Raw genomic sequence first — 15,478 nt, 5'->3', positions numbered from 1 at the left:
ATGCTGGACCAACTGGGCGGACAGCTCGCGTTCTACATCCGGGCGATCGGCTGGACGCCGCGCGCGACCACGAGGTACCGCAAGGAGATCGTCAGGCTGCTCGCCGAGGTGAGCTTCGGGACCGGTGCGCTGGCCGTCATCGGCGGCACCGTCGGCGTCATTTGTTTCCTGACGTTCTTCACCGGCACCGAGGTGGGGCTGCAGGGCTACCAGGCGCTGAACCAGCTGGGCAGCAGCGCGTTCACCGGGTTCATCTCCGCCTACTTCAACACGCGCGAGATCTCACCGCTGGTCGCCGCGTTGGCTCTCAGTGCGACCGTCGGGTGCGGGTTCACCGCGCAGCTCGGGGCGATGCGCATCTCCGAGGAGGTCGACGCGCTCGAGGTGATGGGTGTGCCGTCGCTGCCGTACCTCGTCACCACGCGGATGATCGCCGGGTTCATCGCGGTGATCCCGCTGTACGTCATCGGTCTGCTCACGAGCTACTTCGCCACCCGCACGATCGCGACCGGCTACTTTGGACAGTCGGCCGGCACGTACGACTACTACTTCGACCTGTTCCTGCCACCCGGCGACGTGTTGTGGTCGTTCGCCAAGGCGCTCGTCTTCAGCGTGATCGTGGTGCTGGTGCACTGCTACTACGGCTACACCGCGAGCGGCGGGCCGGCCGGCGTGGGTGTCGCGGTGGGACGCGCGGTGCGGCTCGCGATCGTCGCGGTGAACGTCGTGGACTTCTTCCTCTCGCTCGCGATCTGGGGCGCGACCACGACCGTGAGGATCGCCGGATGAGACACCACAGGGTCCTCGGAATCGTCTTCGTGGCGATGCTCACCGGCGCGCTCAGCCTGTCGGTTCTCCAGTACCGCAAGGTGTTCACCCCGGTCGACCGGGTCACGCTGCTCGCCGACCACACCGGCCTGCAACTCAACCCGGGCGCCGACGTGAAGCTGCGCGGCGTCGTCGTGGGCGAGGTCCGCGCGGTGCGGACGACGGGACGCGGTGCGCGCGTCACGCTCGCGTTGAACCCCGACCTGACTCCCCGCGTCCCGGCCGACGTGAGCGCGCGGCTGCTCCCGAAGTCGTTGTTCGGCGAGCGGTACGTGGCCCTCGTGCCGCCGACGTCCGCGTCGACACGGGCGATCCGGGCCGGCGCGACCATCCCGCAGGACCGCAGCAGCAGCGCGGTCGAGCTGGAACGCGTGCTCGACGACGCGTTGCCGTTGCTGCAGTCGATCCGGCCCGACAAGCTGGCCGCCACGCTCGCGGCGCTCGCCACCGCGCTGGAGGGCCGCGGAGACCGGCTCGGCCGCACACTGTCCACACTGGACGGCTACCTCGCGGAGCTCAACGCCGAGATGCCCACGATCGCCGAGGACGTGCGCAACCTGGTGACCGTGCTCGACGCCTACGGCGACGCCATGCCCGACCTGCTGGCGCTGCTGCGCGACGTCACCGTCACCGCGAACACCGTGACCGACCAGCGCGAGCAGCTCGCGGCGCTGCTCGCCGACACCACCGGCGCCGCCGACACCACGCGGTTGTTCCTGGCGCGGCACGGCGACCAGCTCATCCGGCTCGGCGACGTGACCCGGCCGCTGCTGGAACTGCTGGCCGCCTACTCCCCCGAGTACCCGTGCCTGCTGTCGACGCTCGTCGCCTCGCAGGCGCGGGCCGAGAAGGTCTTCGAGGGCGGACGCATGCACATCACGTTGGAGATCACACGGGACGGCGGAAAGTACGTCCCCGGCCGCGACGAACCCGTGTACGGGGCGCGCAACGGGCCGAACTGCCACGGGATGCCGAACCCACCGGTGCCCGCGCCGGCGTACCCGGTCAACGACGGCTACGACTACGGCGCCGGTCCCGGCACGACGAGGAAGGTACCCGTCGGCACACCGGGAACCGTCCAGGGGCCGATGGGTTCCGCGGGAACGGCCGAGGAGCAGAGCGTGGTCCGCCCGATCGTGGGCGCCGCGCTGGGCGTCCCGCCGGTGGAGGTCCCCGACATCGCGATCATTCTGTGGGGACCGTTGCTGCGCGGCGCCGTGGTGAACGCGAGGAGTGCGCCGTGAGTATCAGGGCTCCGCTCATCAAACTGACCATCTTCGCGGTGGTCACCGTTCTGCTCACCGCGATGCTGGCGCAGACGCTCGGCACCTGGACCACGTCCGGCACCGGCTACCGGGCCCGCTTCACCGACGTCACCGGCCTGCTGAAGGGCGACGACGTCCGGATCGCCGGCGTGCGGGTCGGGAAGGTCACCGACATCCGTGTCGTCGACAACTCGATCGCACAGGTCCGGTTCACGGTCACCGACGAGGTTCCGCTGGGCACGGGCGTCCGGGCGAAGATCCGCTACCGCAACCTGGTCGGGCAACGGTACCTCGCGCTGTTCGAGGGCCCGTCGACCGGACGCACACTGAAACGCGACGGCGTGATCCCGCTGGAGCAGACCGCGCCGGCGCTCGACCTCACCGCGCTGTTCAACGGTTTCCGGCCGCTGTTCACCGCGCTCTCGCCGCAGGACGTGAACCGGCTCGCCTACGAGATCATCCAGGTGCTGCAGGGCGAGGGCGGCACGATGGCGAGCCTGCTGCGGCGCACCGCGTCCCTCACGAACACGCTCGCCGACCGCGACGAGGTCATCGGCCGGGTCATCTCCAACCTCAACGCCGTGCTGTCCACCGTGGACGAACGCGAGGGCCAGCTCGACCAGACCATCTCCCAGTTGCAGCAGCTCGTGTCGGGGCTGGCCGCCGACCGCGCCGCGATCGGGCAGTCCCTCGTGAACCTCGGCGAGCTGACCGTCGCCACCGGGTCGCTGCTCGGCGAGGCGCGGGCGCCCCTCGCGTCCGATGTGGACGGTCTGCGCCAGGTGGCCGGCAACGTCAACGCGAACGCCGAGGCGATCGACAGGGCGCTGGCCGCGATGCCCGGCCGGTACGAGGCGCTCACGCGGGTCGCCTCGCACGGGTCGTGGTTCAACTTCTTCCTCTGCGACCTGAAGGGAACCGTGGCCCTGGGCGGGCAGTCGGTCCCGATCCCCCCGTTCACCTCGACCGCGCCCCGGTGCAGTGCGGCGGCGTCCTCATGAGGCCGCCGCTGTGGACGCCGTTCCGGCACCGGAACCCGCGCACCGTCGGGCTGGTGAGCCTCGGCGTGCTCGCGGCGCTCGTCCTCGTCGCGTTCCGGATCGACGACCTCGCGGCGCTGACCGCGACCACCTACCGCGCCGCGTTCCGCGACGCCAGCGGGCTCGCGCCGGGAAACGAGGTGCGGGTCGCCGGGGTGCGCGTCGGGAAGGTCACCGACGTCGACCTCGCCCGCGCGCCGGCGCCGTACGTGCGGGTGACGTTCCGGGTCGAGGACGACGACCTGCGGTTCGGCACCGACACGGCCGCCTCGATCCGCATCCGGACCGTGCTCGGGCAGAAGTACCTCGCGGTCGAGCCGAAGGGGTCCGGCCGGCTGCGTGCCAACGCCCAAATCCCGCTGGAGCGCACGGCGTCGCCGTTCGACGTCGTGGAGGCGGTCACCGGGCTCGCCGGCACGCTCGACGCCATCGACACCGCGCAGCTCGCCACCGCGTTCGGCGTGGTCGCCGACGCGTTCACCGACACGCCCGCGAGCGTCCGCACGTCGCTCGACGGGCTGTCGCGGCTGTCGAAGACCGTCGCCGACCGCGACGCGGAGCTGCGCGAGCTGCTCGACCGCGCCCGGTCGGTGACCGCGGTGCTGGCCGGCCGCGACGAGGAGTTCCGGAAGCTGGTGTCCGACGGCGGCCTGCTGCTGGCGGAGGTGAGCCGGCGCCGCGACGCCATCCACGAGCTGCTGGTGGGCACGAAGACGCTGAGCGACCAGCTGACCGGCCTGGTCGCCGACAACCGCGCGCAGCTGCAGCCCGCGCTGACCGAACTGCGCGCCACGGTGGCGATCCTGCAACGCAACCGCGCCAACCTCGAACGGACGATCCAGAAGATGGGCCCGTTCGTCTCCGCGTTCGCGAACGTCACCGGCAACGGGCGCTGGTTCGACTCCTACGTGGCCGGCCTCGTGCAGCCGCTCGTGCCGACGACGGGAGGTCGCTGATGCGCAGGGCTCTCATCGTCGGCGCCGTGGTGCTGGTGGCGGCCGCGCTCGCGGTGCCGCTGTGGCGGCTCGCGCCCGCCGAGCGCCGGCTCACCGCACACTTCACCCGCGCGGTCGGCATCTACGAGGGCTCCGACGTCCGGGTGCTCGGCGTCCGCGTCGGGCGCGTGGTCAAGGTGACGCCGATGGGACGCACGGTGCGCGTCGACCTGCGTTACGACCGCGACCTGCGCGTCCCGGCCGGCGCGCAGGCCCTGGTGATCCCGCCGAGCGTGGTGAGCGACCGGTACGTGCAGCTCGCTCCCGCGTACGACGGCGGCGCCGCGCTGCCCGACGACGCCGACATCCCCGTGGAGCGCACGGCCGTGCCGTTGGAGATCGACGACGTCTACCGCGCGCTCGACGGGTTCAACACCGCACTCGGCCCGAACGGCGCCAACGCCGACGGCGCGCTCGCCGACCTCGTGAAGGCGGGCCGGGCGAACCTCGAAGGCAACGGCGACAACCTGCACACCACGCTCGACAGCGTGTCGCGGGCACTGTCCACGGTGGCCGACGGGCGGGCCGACCTGTTCGGCACCGTCGGGAACCTGCAGGTGCTCACGACCGCGTTGGCGAAGAGCGACCAGCAGGTGCGCGTGTTCAACCAGCAGCTCGCCGACGTGGCCGCCCAGCTCGCCGCCGAACGGGCCGACCTGGCGGCCGCGCTGCGCAGCCTCGCGATCGCGCTCACCGAGGTCACCACGTTCGTGCGCGCGAACCGGGAGCTGGTGCGGTCGAACGTCACCGCGCTCGCCGACATCACCACCGTGCTGGCCCGGCAGCAGAAGGCGATCGCCGACATCCTCGACGTGGCCCCGCTCGCCGCGTCGAACCTCAACCTGGCCTACAACCCGCGCTCGGGCACGCTCGACACCCGCAACGACGCGCTCGGATCGTACGACCCGGCCACGTTCGTGTGCGCGATCCTGGCCGACGCCGTTGCCCTGCCCCAACTGCCGGCGCAGTGCACGGCCCTCGCGCAGACGCTGGCCGCGACGGGACTGCCGATGCCCGACCAGCTCCGCAGGCTCCTCGGCCTCGCGCCGGCGAACCCGGCGGCACCGCAGGTTCCCCAGGTGCCGCAACAGCCCGCGCTTCCCCAGCTTCCGGACCTCGGCGGCACGATCGACAGGACGCTCGGCGGCATCCTGAAGGTGGTCCCGTGAGAGCCGCCGTCGCGTTCCTCGCGCTGACCCTCGCCGGGTGCACGGTCACCGACGTGCCGCTGCCCGGTGGCGCACCCGACGGGCCCGCGTACCGGGTCGTCGTCGAGTTCCAGGACGTGCTCGACCTCGTGCCGCAGGCCGCGGTGAAGGTCGACGACGTCACGGTCGGCAGCGTCGAGAAGATCTGGCTCTCCGGGTGGACCGCGCGGGTCCGCCTCGCCATCGGCCGCGACGTCGAGCTGCCGGCCAACGCGACGGCGGCCGTGCGGCAGACCAGCCTGCTCGGCGAGAAGTACGTGGCACTCGACGAGCCGACCACCGAGTCGGCCCGCGGACGGCTCGCCGACGGCGACACGGTCCCGCTGGCCCGCACCCGCCGCTCGGCCGAGGTGGAGGAGGTGCTCGCCGCGCTCGGTCTGCTCCTCAACGGCGGCGGCCTCGCCCACGTGCAGACGATCAACCGGGAGCTGGGTACCGCGCTCGAGGGCCGCGAAGCGTCCACAAAGGACCTGCTGCACCAGCTCGACGCGTTCGTCGGCGGTCTCGAGGCCCAGAAGTCCGACCTGGTGCGGGCGATCGACGCCCTCGACCGGCTCACCACGCGGCTCGCCGACCAGCGGGCGGTCATCGGCAGCGCGCTCGACGCGCTCGGGCCGGGCCTGACCGTTCTGGCGGACCAGCGCACCCAGCTGACCGCGGCCCTCACCGCGCTCGGCGAGCTCGGCCGGGTCGGTACCCGGGTCGTCACCGCGACCCGCGACGACCTGCTCGCGAGCCTGCGCGCCCTGCAACCGCTGCTGCAGCAGCTCGCGAAGGCCGGCGACAACCTGCCGAAGTCGCTGGACTTCCTGCTGAGCTTCCCGTTCCCGCCGAACGTCACCGGCGCGATCGTCGGCGACTACGTGAACCTCGGCGCCACCGCCGACCTCGACGCCGCGCAGATCCTCGCGAACCTCCTCGTCACACCGCCCCGGGTCGTCCCGGGTGGACAGTCGAACGGCTCCAAACCGGAACAGCCACGGCAACCGGGCCAACCGGGCCAGCCGACCCAGCCGACGCAGCCCACCCAGCCGACGGTGCCGGGCGTCCCGTCGCTGCCCGAGATCCTGCCGGTCGGCTGCCTGCCCGTGGCCGGTCCGCTGCTGCCCGGCTGGACGCCGCCGCAGGGCTGCACGGTGCCGCCCGGGTGCGCCCTGCTGCCACCGACCGCGTCGGCGCCGCCGGGGAGCCTGCGCCCACCGGGTGGCGTGGTGCCGCCCGGCACGGTGTTCCCGCCCGGAACCCCGCTGCTGCCGGGCACGATCCTGACCCCGCAGTGCCTGCTGCCCAGGGCGACCGGCGCCGTCGGCGCCCAGCAGGGCGGCGTCGGCGACCTCCTCCCCGGAGGGCTGCGACCGTGATCACGACAGCGGTGCGCGTCAAGGTGCTCGTGTTCGCGGTGGTGAGCCTGCTCGGCACCGGTTACGTGGCGGTGCGGTACGTCGGGCTCGGTGACCGGCTGCTCGGCAGCGGCTACACGGTCTACGTCGACCTCGCCGACGGCGGCGGCATCTTCGCGAACGCGCCGGTGACCTACCGCGGTGTGCCGGTCGGACGGGTCACGGCGGTCACCCTGCACGGCGACGGCGCCCGGGTGCGGGCGACGCTGGAGGACGGCGCGCGGGTGCCCGCCGACCTGCGGGCGGTCGTGACGCACCGCTCCGCGGTCGGCGAGCAGTACCTCGACCTGCGCCCCGACCGCGACGGCGGCCCCTACCTGCGCGACGGGTCGGTGGTCCCGCGTGACCGCACCGGCGTGCCGCTGCCGCCGGAGACGCTGCTGGCGAACCTCGACGCGCTGGTGCGCTCGGTGAACCCCGACGACCTCACCGTGGTCATCGACGAGCTCGGCGCCGCGTTCGAGGGCAGCGAGGACGCGCTGCGTCGCATCCTTGACGCCGGCGAGCTGATCCTCACCGACGCCGTGGAGGCGCTGCCGCAGACGGTCACGCTCATCCGGGACGGCGCGACGGTGCTGCGCACGCAGGCCGAGTCGGCCGAGCAGATCCGGCAGTGGGCGGCCGGTCTGGCGAAGCTGGCGGAGACGGTGCGCGCGTCCGACCCCGACCTGCGCCGCATCCTGGTGAACGGGCCGCCCGCGGCGACCGAACTGGTCGCTCTGCTCGACGGGCTGGAGCCGGCCGTCGGGGTGCTGCTGGGCAACCTCGTCGCGGTCAACGGCGTCGCCGCCCGGCGGCTGGCGGGCATCGAGCAGCTGCTGGTCGTGTACCCGCTCGCGGTCGCGGGTGGGTACACGGTGTCGCCACCGGGCGACGGCACCGCCCACTTCGGGCTCGCGCTCAACGTCAACGACCCGCCGCCGTGCGTGTACGGCGGGACCCCGACGTGCAGCGCCGCCGACGAGGCCCGCGGGTCGAACGTGCGCGGCTCGAACAACGCACCCCGCGCCGGCGCGCCACCAGGTTCCGGGCCCGGGCCCGCGGACCCGGGCGCGGAGCCGTCCACAGAGCCGCCCACTATGGCCGGCTACGACCCGGTGACCGGGCTCGTGCTCGGCCCGGACGGCCGCCCGGTGCGGTTCGGCGGCACCGGCGGCCAGTACGCGATCGCCGGCGACCAGTCCTGGAAACAGCTTCTTCTCGCAGGAGTGACCCCATGACGCTCAAGCTCATCAAGGGCGGCTCACCGGACGACCCGACCGACAGCCGCACGCACACGGCCCGCCGCCGCACCGGCTCCCGCCGGACGGTGACCCGCCGCACCCCGCCCGCGCGCGACCCCGTCGCCGAGGTGCTGGAACGCCTCGACGAGGAGCCCACCGAGGAGAAGCCCCGGATACCGCGACAACGGCGGGCTGTCCGGCGTCCCGTCGAACCGCCGAAACCCCGACGGCGCTGGACCGGCCGGCCCAGCCGCACCACGGCCGCATTGCTCCTCCTTCTCTGCGCGGCCCTTGCCGCGGCCGGCTTCCACGGCGCGCGGTGGTACGGCGACCGGCAGACCGACCGGGCGAACCAGCGGGCCGTCGCCGCGGCCAAGCAGGCGTGCGTGGACTTCGTGTCGGTGAGCGCGGCCAGCGTCGACCGCGACCTGCAACGGATCCTGGCCGGCACCACCGGCGACTTCCGCGACGAGTTCAGCCGCGGGCAGTCGCAGGTGCGCGCGGCCGTGGTCGAGAACAACGTGCAGTCGCAGGGCACCGTCCTGCGCGCGGCGCTGCTGGCGGGCGACCGGCGACGCGCCACCGTGCTCGTCGCGATCGACGCCACCGTGCGCAACACCAACGCGCCGGACGGTCGCCGCTCGCACTACCGGATCCAGGTGGAACTCGTGCGCACCGACGGTCGGTGGCTCGTGTCACGACTGCAGTTCGTGGGGTGAGGTCATGAAGACGAAGGTTCTGATCGCCGTGATCGTGCTCGCCGTGGCCGGCGCGGGCGCCGGCTGGTGGGCGAACCGCACGGCCGACCGGCGCGACGCGGCCGTCCGCGACGCCCTGGCCGCCTCGACCGCCGCCGCGCAGGCCATCTTCTCCTACGACTACCGCAGCTTCGACACGAGTGTCGCGAATGGACGGTCGTTCGTCACCGGAACGTTCGCCGACGAGTACGGCCAGACCACGACCGCGTTGAAGAACACGGCGGTGGCCGAGAAGGCGGTCGTGCGGGCCGCGGTGTCGGCGGCGGGCGTGGTGACCGCGACGCCGGAGCGGGTGGAGCTCCTGCTGTTCCTCAACCAGTACCGCCGCAACGCCAACATCGACGGCGAGAAGGTCGACCAGAACCGCGTGGTGCTCACGATGGTGCCGGTCGGTGGCGACTGGAAGGTGTCCGCCGCGGCCGCGATCTGAGGGGCGCGGCCAGCTCAGTGTCGCCCCGCTGACAGAACATCCGGGTAGCTCGATGGGACGATGACTCTCCCGTATTCGTGCCGCCCAGATCCCACGGTGAACCCGGTGCCGGGTCGGGACGTTGGTGAGGGTGCAAGGCCACCCCCAGACGTTTGCAGATCCGTGAAGGAGAGACCCGTGGCACCGGAGATCGTCGGGCGCGAAGGTCCCAACACAGGCAAGAGCTTCCGCGTCGGCGAGGGCCCGGTCACCTTCGGTCGCAAACCCGACAACACCGTGGTCGTCGGCAGTCGCGCGGCGTCGCGGTACCACGCCGAGGTCCGCCGCGACGACGACGGTCGCTACGTGCTCGTCGACCTCGACAGCAGCAACGGCACGCTGGTCAACGGCCGGCGCATCAGGCGCTACCCGCTGCGCCCCGGTGACCTGTTCATGATCGGCAACGAGACGTTCTGCTTCGAGGTCGCCGAGGTCACCCGCACGGTCCTCGGGCTGCCGCCCGTCAAGCCCATCGACCCGGTCGTCGCCGCGACGGTGCCCGTCCTCAACGTCACCGTCGCCGGTGGCGGGCCGGTCGGCCTGAGCCTCGCCCTGCTCCTCGACCACATCATGGGTCCGAAGGTGGCCGTCACGGTCTACGACGCGCGGTGGACCCGCGACGGCGACACGGTCGTGTGGAAGGACGAACTGTCCGGCAACGTGCGGCGGCAGCAGGTCGTCACCGTGCAGAGCCGCCAGTACCTCAACCTGCCCGAGTCCATCCAGGAGCGGCTGTTCCAGGCCGGCGCCTTCTCGGAGATGTGGCCGCCCGGACCCGACTCGGTGCAGGGCGCCGGACCCCGCAACGTGCGCATCGCCTACGTCGAGGACACGCTGCTGGAACTGGCCAACGAGTCGAGCCGCATCACGCTGGTCCCGGAGAAGTTCGACGCGGCCGAGCGCCGCGACGAGATGACCGGTTCGCACGTGCTCGCCATCTGCGAGGGCGGCCGGTCGCGCACCCGCGAGTTCTTCGCGCAGAAGTTCGGCACCGCCGACAAGTCCATCTACTCGCTCGACGGCGAGCACCTGCAGGACGTGGTGCTCGGGCTGCGGGTGAAGTCGACGCTCACCGACCCGATGAGCGTGCTGCTCACCGTCGCACAGAACCGGTTCCTGCTGAACTCGCTGCGCGGCGAGGGCTTCCTCAACATGCGCCTCACCGACGCCGAGGCGCAGGAGGTCGTCGGCATCGACCCGGTGCGGCGCACGTTCGAGGAGTGCATCGCCTCGCGTCCGTGCGTGATGGGCCGCGACGAGCACGGCGACTTCGCCTGCTCCACGCACCACACGCTGTTCCTCCCCGCCCTGGTGCGCGGGTCGAAGCTGTGGCGCCGGGTGCTGGAGGGGCTGCGGTTGTTCGGGGTCGCCGAGGCCGACCTCAGCGCGGTCACCGCGTTCCGGCTCGACATGGTGCAGCGCCCGCGCTTCACCGCCGAACTGTTCTCCCCCACCGCCCGCACGCCCGGCACCTACGGGTTCCTGCTCGGCGACGCCGCCAACGCCATCCACTTCTGGCCCGGCCGCGGCCTGAACTCCGGGCTCGCCTCGGCGATCTCGCTGGCCCGCTCGCTCAGCGCCGCGTGGCGCGGACGGCCGTTCCGCGACGCCGACTTCATCCGTCACGAGGCGGCGATGTCGATGCTGCAGTACCGGCACAAGAGCCGCGGCTGGAAGTCGATGGTCACGTTCGACGAAGACGGCAACAGCAAGGCCATCAAGGCGACGATCGCCGAGAGCATCGAGGCGCCGTTCGACCCGGCGTTCGACACCGAGGCGGCCGTCGACGGTCTGATGGCGCGGCTCGGGCAGATCCGCGACCGGCTGACCGGCCGCCTGGCCGGCCTGCCCGACGACGACACCCTGCGCGCCCACCTGCGGACCCTGCGGCCGGAGACCCTGCGGACCCTCCTCGACAGCGGCGCCTGGGACACCGTCATCGTCGGTGGCGAAGAGGTCGACATCGACATCTTCTACCGGCCCGACCCGCAGGCGGCGCCGGAGCCGAGGGTCGTGCTCAGCCGCACCTGAGGCCTCAGATCGGCGGCCGCGCCGCCGATGGTCGGAGGTGACCTCGGACCACGCTCCCGGGGGCGCCGGTGACCGGCGTCCCCTGGTGATGTACCTGTGCGTCCAGGCGCTGCTGTTCCTGGCCACGGTCGGATGCGCGGTCGCCGTTCCCGGAGCGGTCGGCGTGGTCGGCGTGATCGTCAACGCCGTCATGGTCGCCGTCTCGGCCGCCGCGGTCGTCGCCGGCATCCGGGTGCACCGGCCGACGCGGCCGGGCGGGTGGTGGCTGCTCGCGGTCTCGCAGGTGGCGTTCTTCGTCGGCGCGTTGCTGTTCACGATCGGCGTCGGGTTTCCGGGTCCGGCCGACGCGGTCTACCTCTGCGTGCAGTACCCGGCCATGATCGCCGCCCTGGCGGTGTTCGCGCGGTCACGCACCCCGACGTGGCACCGGGGCACCGCCATCGACGCCGCCGTGCTGGTCACCAGCGCGTCGTTGGCGTCCTGGGTCTACCTCCTGCGGCCGGCGGTCGAGGCGTTCGGCGCCGGGCCGCTCGGCGCCATGGTCGTCGGGGTCAGCTATCCGGTGATGGACCTGGTGATGCTGTCGATCGCCGTCCGGCTGAGCCTCGGCGGTGGCGGCCGCGTCCTGGCCCACACGCTGCTCATGTCGTCGCTCGCGATGTGGTTCGCCGCCGACGTCCTGTACCTGCTGGAGCGCGTCGACGGCTTCTTCACCGACACGTCGACCACGACCTTCGGCTACCTGGCGGCCCTCGTCCTCGTCGGCGCCGCCGCGCTGCACCCGTCGATGACCGGGCTCGGTGAACCGGCCGGCGCGCCGCCCGGGCCCGGCGTGTCCCGGCTCGGCCTGCTCGCCGCGGCCGCCCTGATCGCGCCGGTGATCCTGGCGGTCGAGTACCTCCGCGGCACCCTGCGCGACGTGATCGTGATCGCGGTCGCCTGCGCGGTGCTGTTCCTGCTCGTCATCTTCCGGATGGCCGGGCTCGTCTCGGCCCAGCGGCTGCAGGCGATCACCGACCCGCTCACCGGCCTGTACACGCGGCGGTTCTTCGGGCCGGCGCTGTCCGACGAGATCACCCGGGCCGGGCGCTCCCGCGTCCCGGTGGCCCTTCTCCTGCTCGACGTCGACCACTTCAAGCGGATCAACGACGGGTACGGCCACCCCGTCGGCGACGCCGTGCTGCGGGCCGTGGCCGCGCGGCTCGCGACGCTGTGCCGCTCCGGCGACATCGTGGCCCGCTACGGCGGCGAGGAGTTCGCGGTGCTGCTGCCGGGCGTCGGCCCGGACCGGCTCGCGGAGGTCGCCGAGCGGATCCGCGCCTCGATGACCGGCCCGATCCCCCTCGCCGACGGCCGGGAGGTGCTGGTGACCGTGTCGATCGGCACGGCGACGGTTCCCGTCGACGCCGGGTCGCCGGAGGACCTGGTGCGCCTCGCCGACGCGGCCCTGTACTCGGCGAAGCGCGGCGGCCGCAACCGCGTGGTGGCCGCCTCGACCGACCGGGACGCGGTACCGGCGTGACGACCCGTCAGGTCCTGTCCTCGACCCGCACGTCCGGGGCGAAGTGGTCGACCGCGGCCGCGAGCCGCTCCCTGTCCAGGCGCCAGAAGGAGATCTGGCGGCTGTCGACCATCAGGTCCTCCGACACGTCTCCCGGCACGAACGCCTTGCCGACCTTTCTGAGCGCCCGGTTCTGCGCCAGTCCCGACTGCGGCGGCGCGCCGGCGCGCCGCTCGACCCCGATGTAGTAGATGGACTGCCGCCACACGAGGACCCGCACCGTCCGTTGGCGCCACAGGACCACGGCATCGATGTACGACCAGGGCACGAACGTGGCCTTGCTGGCCGGCCAGGGCGGCAGGGCGCCGAGGGTGATCCCCTCCTCCGTCACGGCCAGCGCGGCCCGGCGGCTCGCCCACGCCGTGAGCAGCAGGGCGAGGTACAGGCCGCCGAGCAGGATGCAGAGCACACCCATCACCGGCTCGTCGGCGACCGACAGCGCGCCGAGGAGGACGAAGGCGGCGCAGGCGGGCACCATGATGACATCCCGGAGCGTCCAGCCGAAGCGGACGACGTAGGAGCGGTCGGACACCCGGCCCAGCCTGCCAGGCCATCGACCGGAACGAAAGCGACGTCAGCAGGCGGGTACCGCGCCGCCCGCGATGCTCGCGACGTACGCGTGGCTGATGAACTGCCCGCTCGCCAACCGGTTCCACTGGTTCGTGGTGCGGTAGGTGCCGGTCACCGTGGTGCCCGTGGTGGAGCACTCGACCGGGACGCGGGCGTAGTTGGCCACGTAGCCGATGCTGGCCGCCGAGGTGTTCGGGGCGGTGCGGATGTTCAGCAGCCCCGAGCCGACCGTGGCGCGGGATCCGGTGCCCGTCCACAGGAACGACACGTTCACCCAGGAGTTGTCGGTCAGCTTGAGGCCGTCCCAGAACGTGCCGTCGGCGAGGTCGATGCCGGCCGGGTTCGCGACCGTGCGTCCGAACTGGTCCTTTCCGCCGTTGTAGTTGTTCTGGTACGCGGCCTGCGCCTCCGGGCGGCCCTGCGGCAGGTCCTTCCACGACTGCCGGGTGGCGGCCGGGTTCCAGTAGTCGTCGGTGGTGTTCCACGGTCCGACGTCCCAGACCGGCGCGTACTCGCAGCGCAGCGCTCCGCTGGTCGTGCAGACCTTCACCGTGTAGTCACCGGCGTTGCGGGCGGCCAGCCCGCGCCGCGACGGCAGGGCCACGAAGTGGTCGCGGCTGGTGATGACGTGACCGTTGGCGGTGGTGCCGCCGACGAGGCCCTCGCGCGTGGCGAAGACCCGGTAGGTGAGGCCGGGCGTCGCGGCTTTCAAGCCAGGGGACCGACTGAGCGTCGCCGTCAACGCCAGGCCCGCGATCGTGGCGTTCGTACCGGAGAGAACGACGCGGACCTGCACCATGAGCGTCGCTTCGGGCAGCGGCGTGCCGGTCTCCCGCCACTCGCCCCACTCCCCGTCGGTCTGCCGGCCCCGCACCTCGACGGTGACGCCGACCGCGGCCTTGCCCGTCAGGTCGGCGGTGACGAGGTCGGCCGGCGTCTCGAGCGGGTGCGCGGCGAGCACCAGCGTCCCCTCGGGAACGGGTAGCCGCAGGCTCGCCGGCGACGTGGCGGGATCGGCGATCCGGAGCCGCCCGTCGGTGTGGGTCACGTTCGTGTCGTCGTTGTCGATCGTGGCGAGGTCGGCGGTCCAGGCGTTGGACGGGTCCTCCTGCCGCACGGGGTCGGCCTGCGCCGGCGTTCCGGATGAACCGACCAGTCCCGCGACGAGCATGATGGCGAATAAGGTTCGACGGCGCACCGGCTACCTCCCTGAGGATTCGTCAGCCAGTCGGAACCATAGCGACGCATATCGATTAATGTCAAAGAACAACTTCCAACGAGGAGACGGCGGAAATTTCCTTCACCGCCCGGAGGGATCAGCATGCGGCTGTACGACACCATCGGCGCCACCTACCCCGTCACGCGGCGCACCGACCCGCGGTTCGCCGCGGCCCTCCTGTCCGCGCTCGGCGACGCGCGGACGGTCCTCAACGTCGGCGCCGGCACCGGCTCGTACGAGCCGACCGACCGCACCGTCGTCGCGGTCGAACCCTCGGCGCTCATGCGGTCGCAGCGGCCCGCCGGCGCGGCGCCGTGCGTGGCCGCCGCCGCGGAGAACCTTCCGTTCGACGACCGGTCCTTCGACGCCGCGATGGCCGTGTCGACCGTGCACCACTGGGCCGACCCGATCGCCGGGCTGCGCGAACTGCGCCGCGTGGCCCGCCGGGTGGTGGTGCTCACGCACGACTCCAGCGAGGCCGGGTGGCTGCACCGGTTCTGGCTCACCCGCGACTACCTGCCCGAGACGGCGGACCTCGTCGCCGGACGGCCCACGCTGGCCGGGCAGGCCGACGCCATCGGCGCCCGCGTCGTGCCGCTGCCGGTCCCGTGGGACTGTGCCGACGGCCTCTTCGAGGCCTACTGGCGCCGGCCCGAGGCGTACCTCGACGAACGGGTGCGGCGCGGGGTGTCGGTGTGGGCCCGGCTGGGTCCGGAGGTCGAGCGGCGGGCGGTCGACGACCTCGGCGCGGACCTCGGTTCGGGCCGGTGGGCCGACCGCAACCGCGACCTCCTCGCCCTCGACGAGGCGGACCTCGGCCTGCGTCTGCTCGTCGCCTGACACCGGAGCGGTTGTGGTGCCGGAGCGGTTGTGGTGCCGGACCGGGGGAATCCGGCACCACAACCGCGCTA

The 15,478-nt window shown here is 72.6% G+C and carries 13 protein-coding genes and 1 pseudogene; 12 read left to right on the top strand and 2 right to left on the bottom strand.

Features of this window, described 5'->3' with window-relative positions:
• The 11 genes from Voc01_RS23425 (at position 1) to Voc01_RS23375 (ending at position 12,739) form a co-directional block, all read left to right on the top strand.
• On the top strand, positions 1-789 hold the full coding sequence (locus tag Voc01_RS23425) for an MlaE family ABC transporter permease (protein ID WP_203929661.1): 789 nt from the start codon (positions 1-3) through the stop codon (positions 787-789).
• A complete protein-coding gene (locus Voc01_RS23420) occupies positions 786-2,072 on the top strand; it encodes an MCE family protein (RefSeq protein ID WP_203929660.1) in 1,287 nt (428 codons plus the stop codon). Before Voc01_RS23425 ends, Voc01_RS23420 begins: the two co-directional genes overlap by 4 nt.
• A complete protein-coding gene (locus Voc01_RS23415) occupies positions 2,069-3,094 on the top strand; it encodes an MCE family protein (protein ID WP_239160424.1) in 1,026 nt (341 codons plus the stop codon). Before Voc01_RS23420 ends, Voc01_RS23415 begins: the two co-directional genes overlap by 4 nt.
• Entirely contained in the window at positions 3,091-4,089 is a 999-nt protein-coding gene (locus Voc01_RS23410; RefSeq protein WP_203929659.1) for an MCE family protein, read from the top strand. Before Voc01_RS23415 ends, Voc01_RS23410 begins: the two co-directional genes overlap by 4 nt.
• The gene (locus tag Voc01_RS23405) at positions 4,089-5,297 is read left to right on the top strand and encodes an MCE family protein (RefSeq protein ID WP_203929658.1); all 1,209 of its coding nucleotides are present in this window, start codon (positions 4,089-4,091) and stop codon (positions 5,295-5,297) included. The genes Voc01_RS23410 and Voc01_RS23405 overlap by 1 nt, the downstream gene beginning before the upstream one ends.
• Positions 5,294-6,697: an MCE family protein gene (locus tag Voc01_RS23400; RefSeq protein WP_203929657.1), complete on the top strand. Its 1,404-nt coding sequence runs from the start codon at positions 5,294-5,296 to the stop codon at positions 6,695-6,697. The genes Voc01_RS23405 and Voc01_RS23400 overlap by 4 nt, the downstream gene beginning before the upstream one ends.
• Positions 6,694-7,956 carry an MCE family protein gene (locus Voc01_RS23395; RefSeq protein ID WP_203929656.1) on the top strand — a complete coding sequence of 421 codons (1,263 nt, stop codon included), beginning with the start codon at positions 6,694-6,696 and terminating at the stop codon, positions 7,954-7,956. Before Voc01_RS23400 ends, Voc01_RS23395 begins: the two co-directional genes overlap by 4 nt.
• A complete protein-coding gene (locus Voc01_RS23390; protein WP_203929655.1) occupies positions 7,953-8,678 on the top strand; it encodes an Rv1363c family protein in 726 nt (241 codons plus the stop codon). The genes Voc01_RS23395 and Voc01_RS23390 overlap by 4 nt, the downstream gene beginning before the upstream one ends.
• A 4-nt stretch (positions 8,679-8,682) precedes the next feature.
• The gene (locus Voc01_RS23385; RefSeq protein WP_203929654.1) at positions 8,683-9,147 is read left to right on the top strand and encodes a hypothetical protein; all 465 of its coding nucleotides are present in this window, start codon (positions 8,683-8,685) and stop codon (positions 9,145-9,147) included.
• A gap of 177 nt (positions 9,148-9,324) precedes the next feature.
• A complete protein-coding gene (locus Voc01_RS23380; RefSeq protein ID WP_203929653.1) occupies positions 9,325-11,217 on the top strand; it encodes an FHA domain-containing protein in 1,893 nt (630 codons plus the stop codon).
• A 37-nt stretch (positions 11,218-11,254) separates the two neighbouring features.
• Positions 11,255-12,739 carry a GGDEF domain-containing protein gene (locus tag Voc01_RS23375; RefSeq protein ID WP_203929652.1) on the top strand — a complete coding sequence of 495 codons (1,485 nt, stop codon included), beginning with the start codon at positions 11,255-11,257 and terminating at the stop codon, positions 12,737-12,739.
• Positions 12,740-12,746: 7 nt separating this feature from the next.
• Here the strand turns inward: Voc01_RS23375 and Voc01_RS23370 are convergent, their stop codons facing one another.
• Both Voc01_RS23370 and Voc01_RS23365 read right to left on the bottom strand, forming a co-directional pair.
• A complete protein-coding gene (locus Voc01_RS23370) occupies positions 12,747-13,310 on the bottom strand; it encodes a hypothetical protein (protein WP_203929651.1) in 564 nt (187 codons plus the stop codon).
• 42 nt (positions 13,311-13,352) lie between these two features.
• Positions 13,353-14,546, bottom strand: coding sequence for a DUF8814 domain-containing protein (locus Voc01_RS23365; protein ID WP_239160423.1), 1,194 nt, complete (start codon positions 14,544-14,546; stop codon positions 13,353-13,355).
• Between the two features lie 126 nt (positions 14,547-14,672).
• Here Voc01_RS23365 and Voc01_RS23360 point away from each other — a divergent pair.
• Positions 14,673-15,407, top strand: a pseudogene (locus Voc01_RS23360) (class I SAM-dependent methyltransferase); the annotation flags it as partial.
• Between the last annotated feature and the right edge of the window lie 71 nt (positions 15,408-15,478).

Origin of the sequence: Virgisporangium ochraceum, assembly GCF_016863655.1 — a bacterium.
GTDB classification, from domain to species: Bacteria; Actinomycetota; Actinomycetes; order Mycobacteriales; family Micromonosporaceae; genus Virgisporangium; species Virgisporangium ochraceum.
This window is presented reverse-complemented; position numbering and strand designations above follow the sequence as displayed.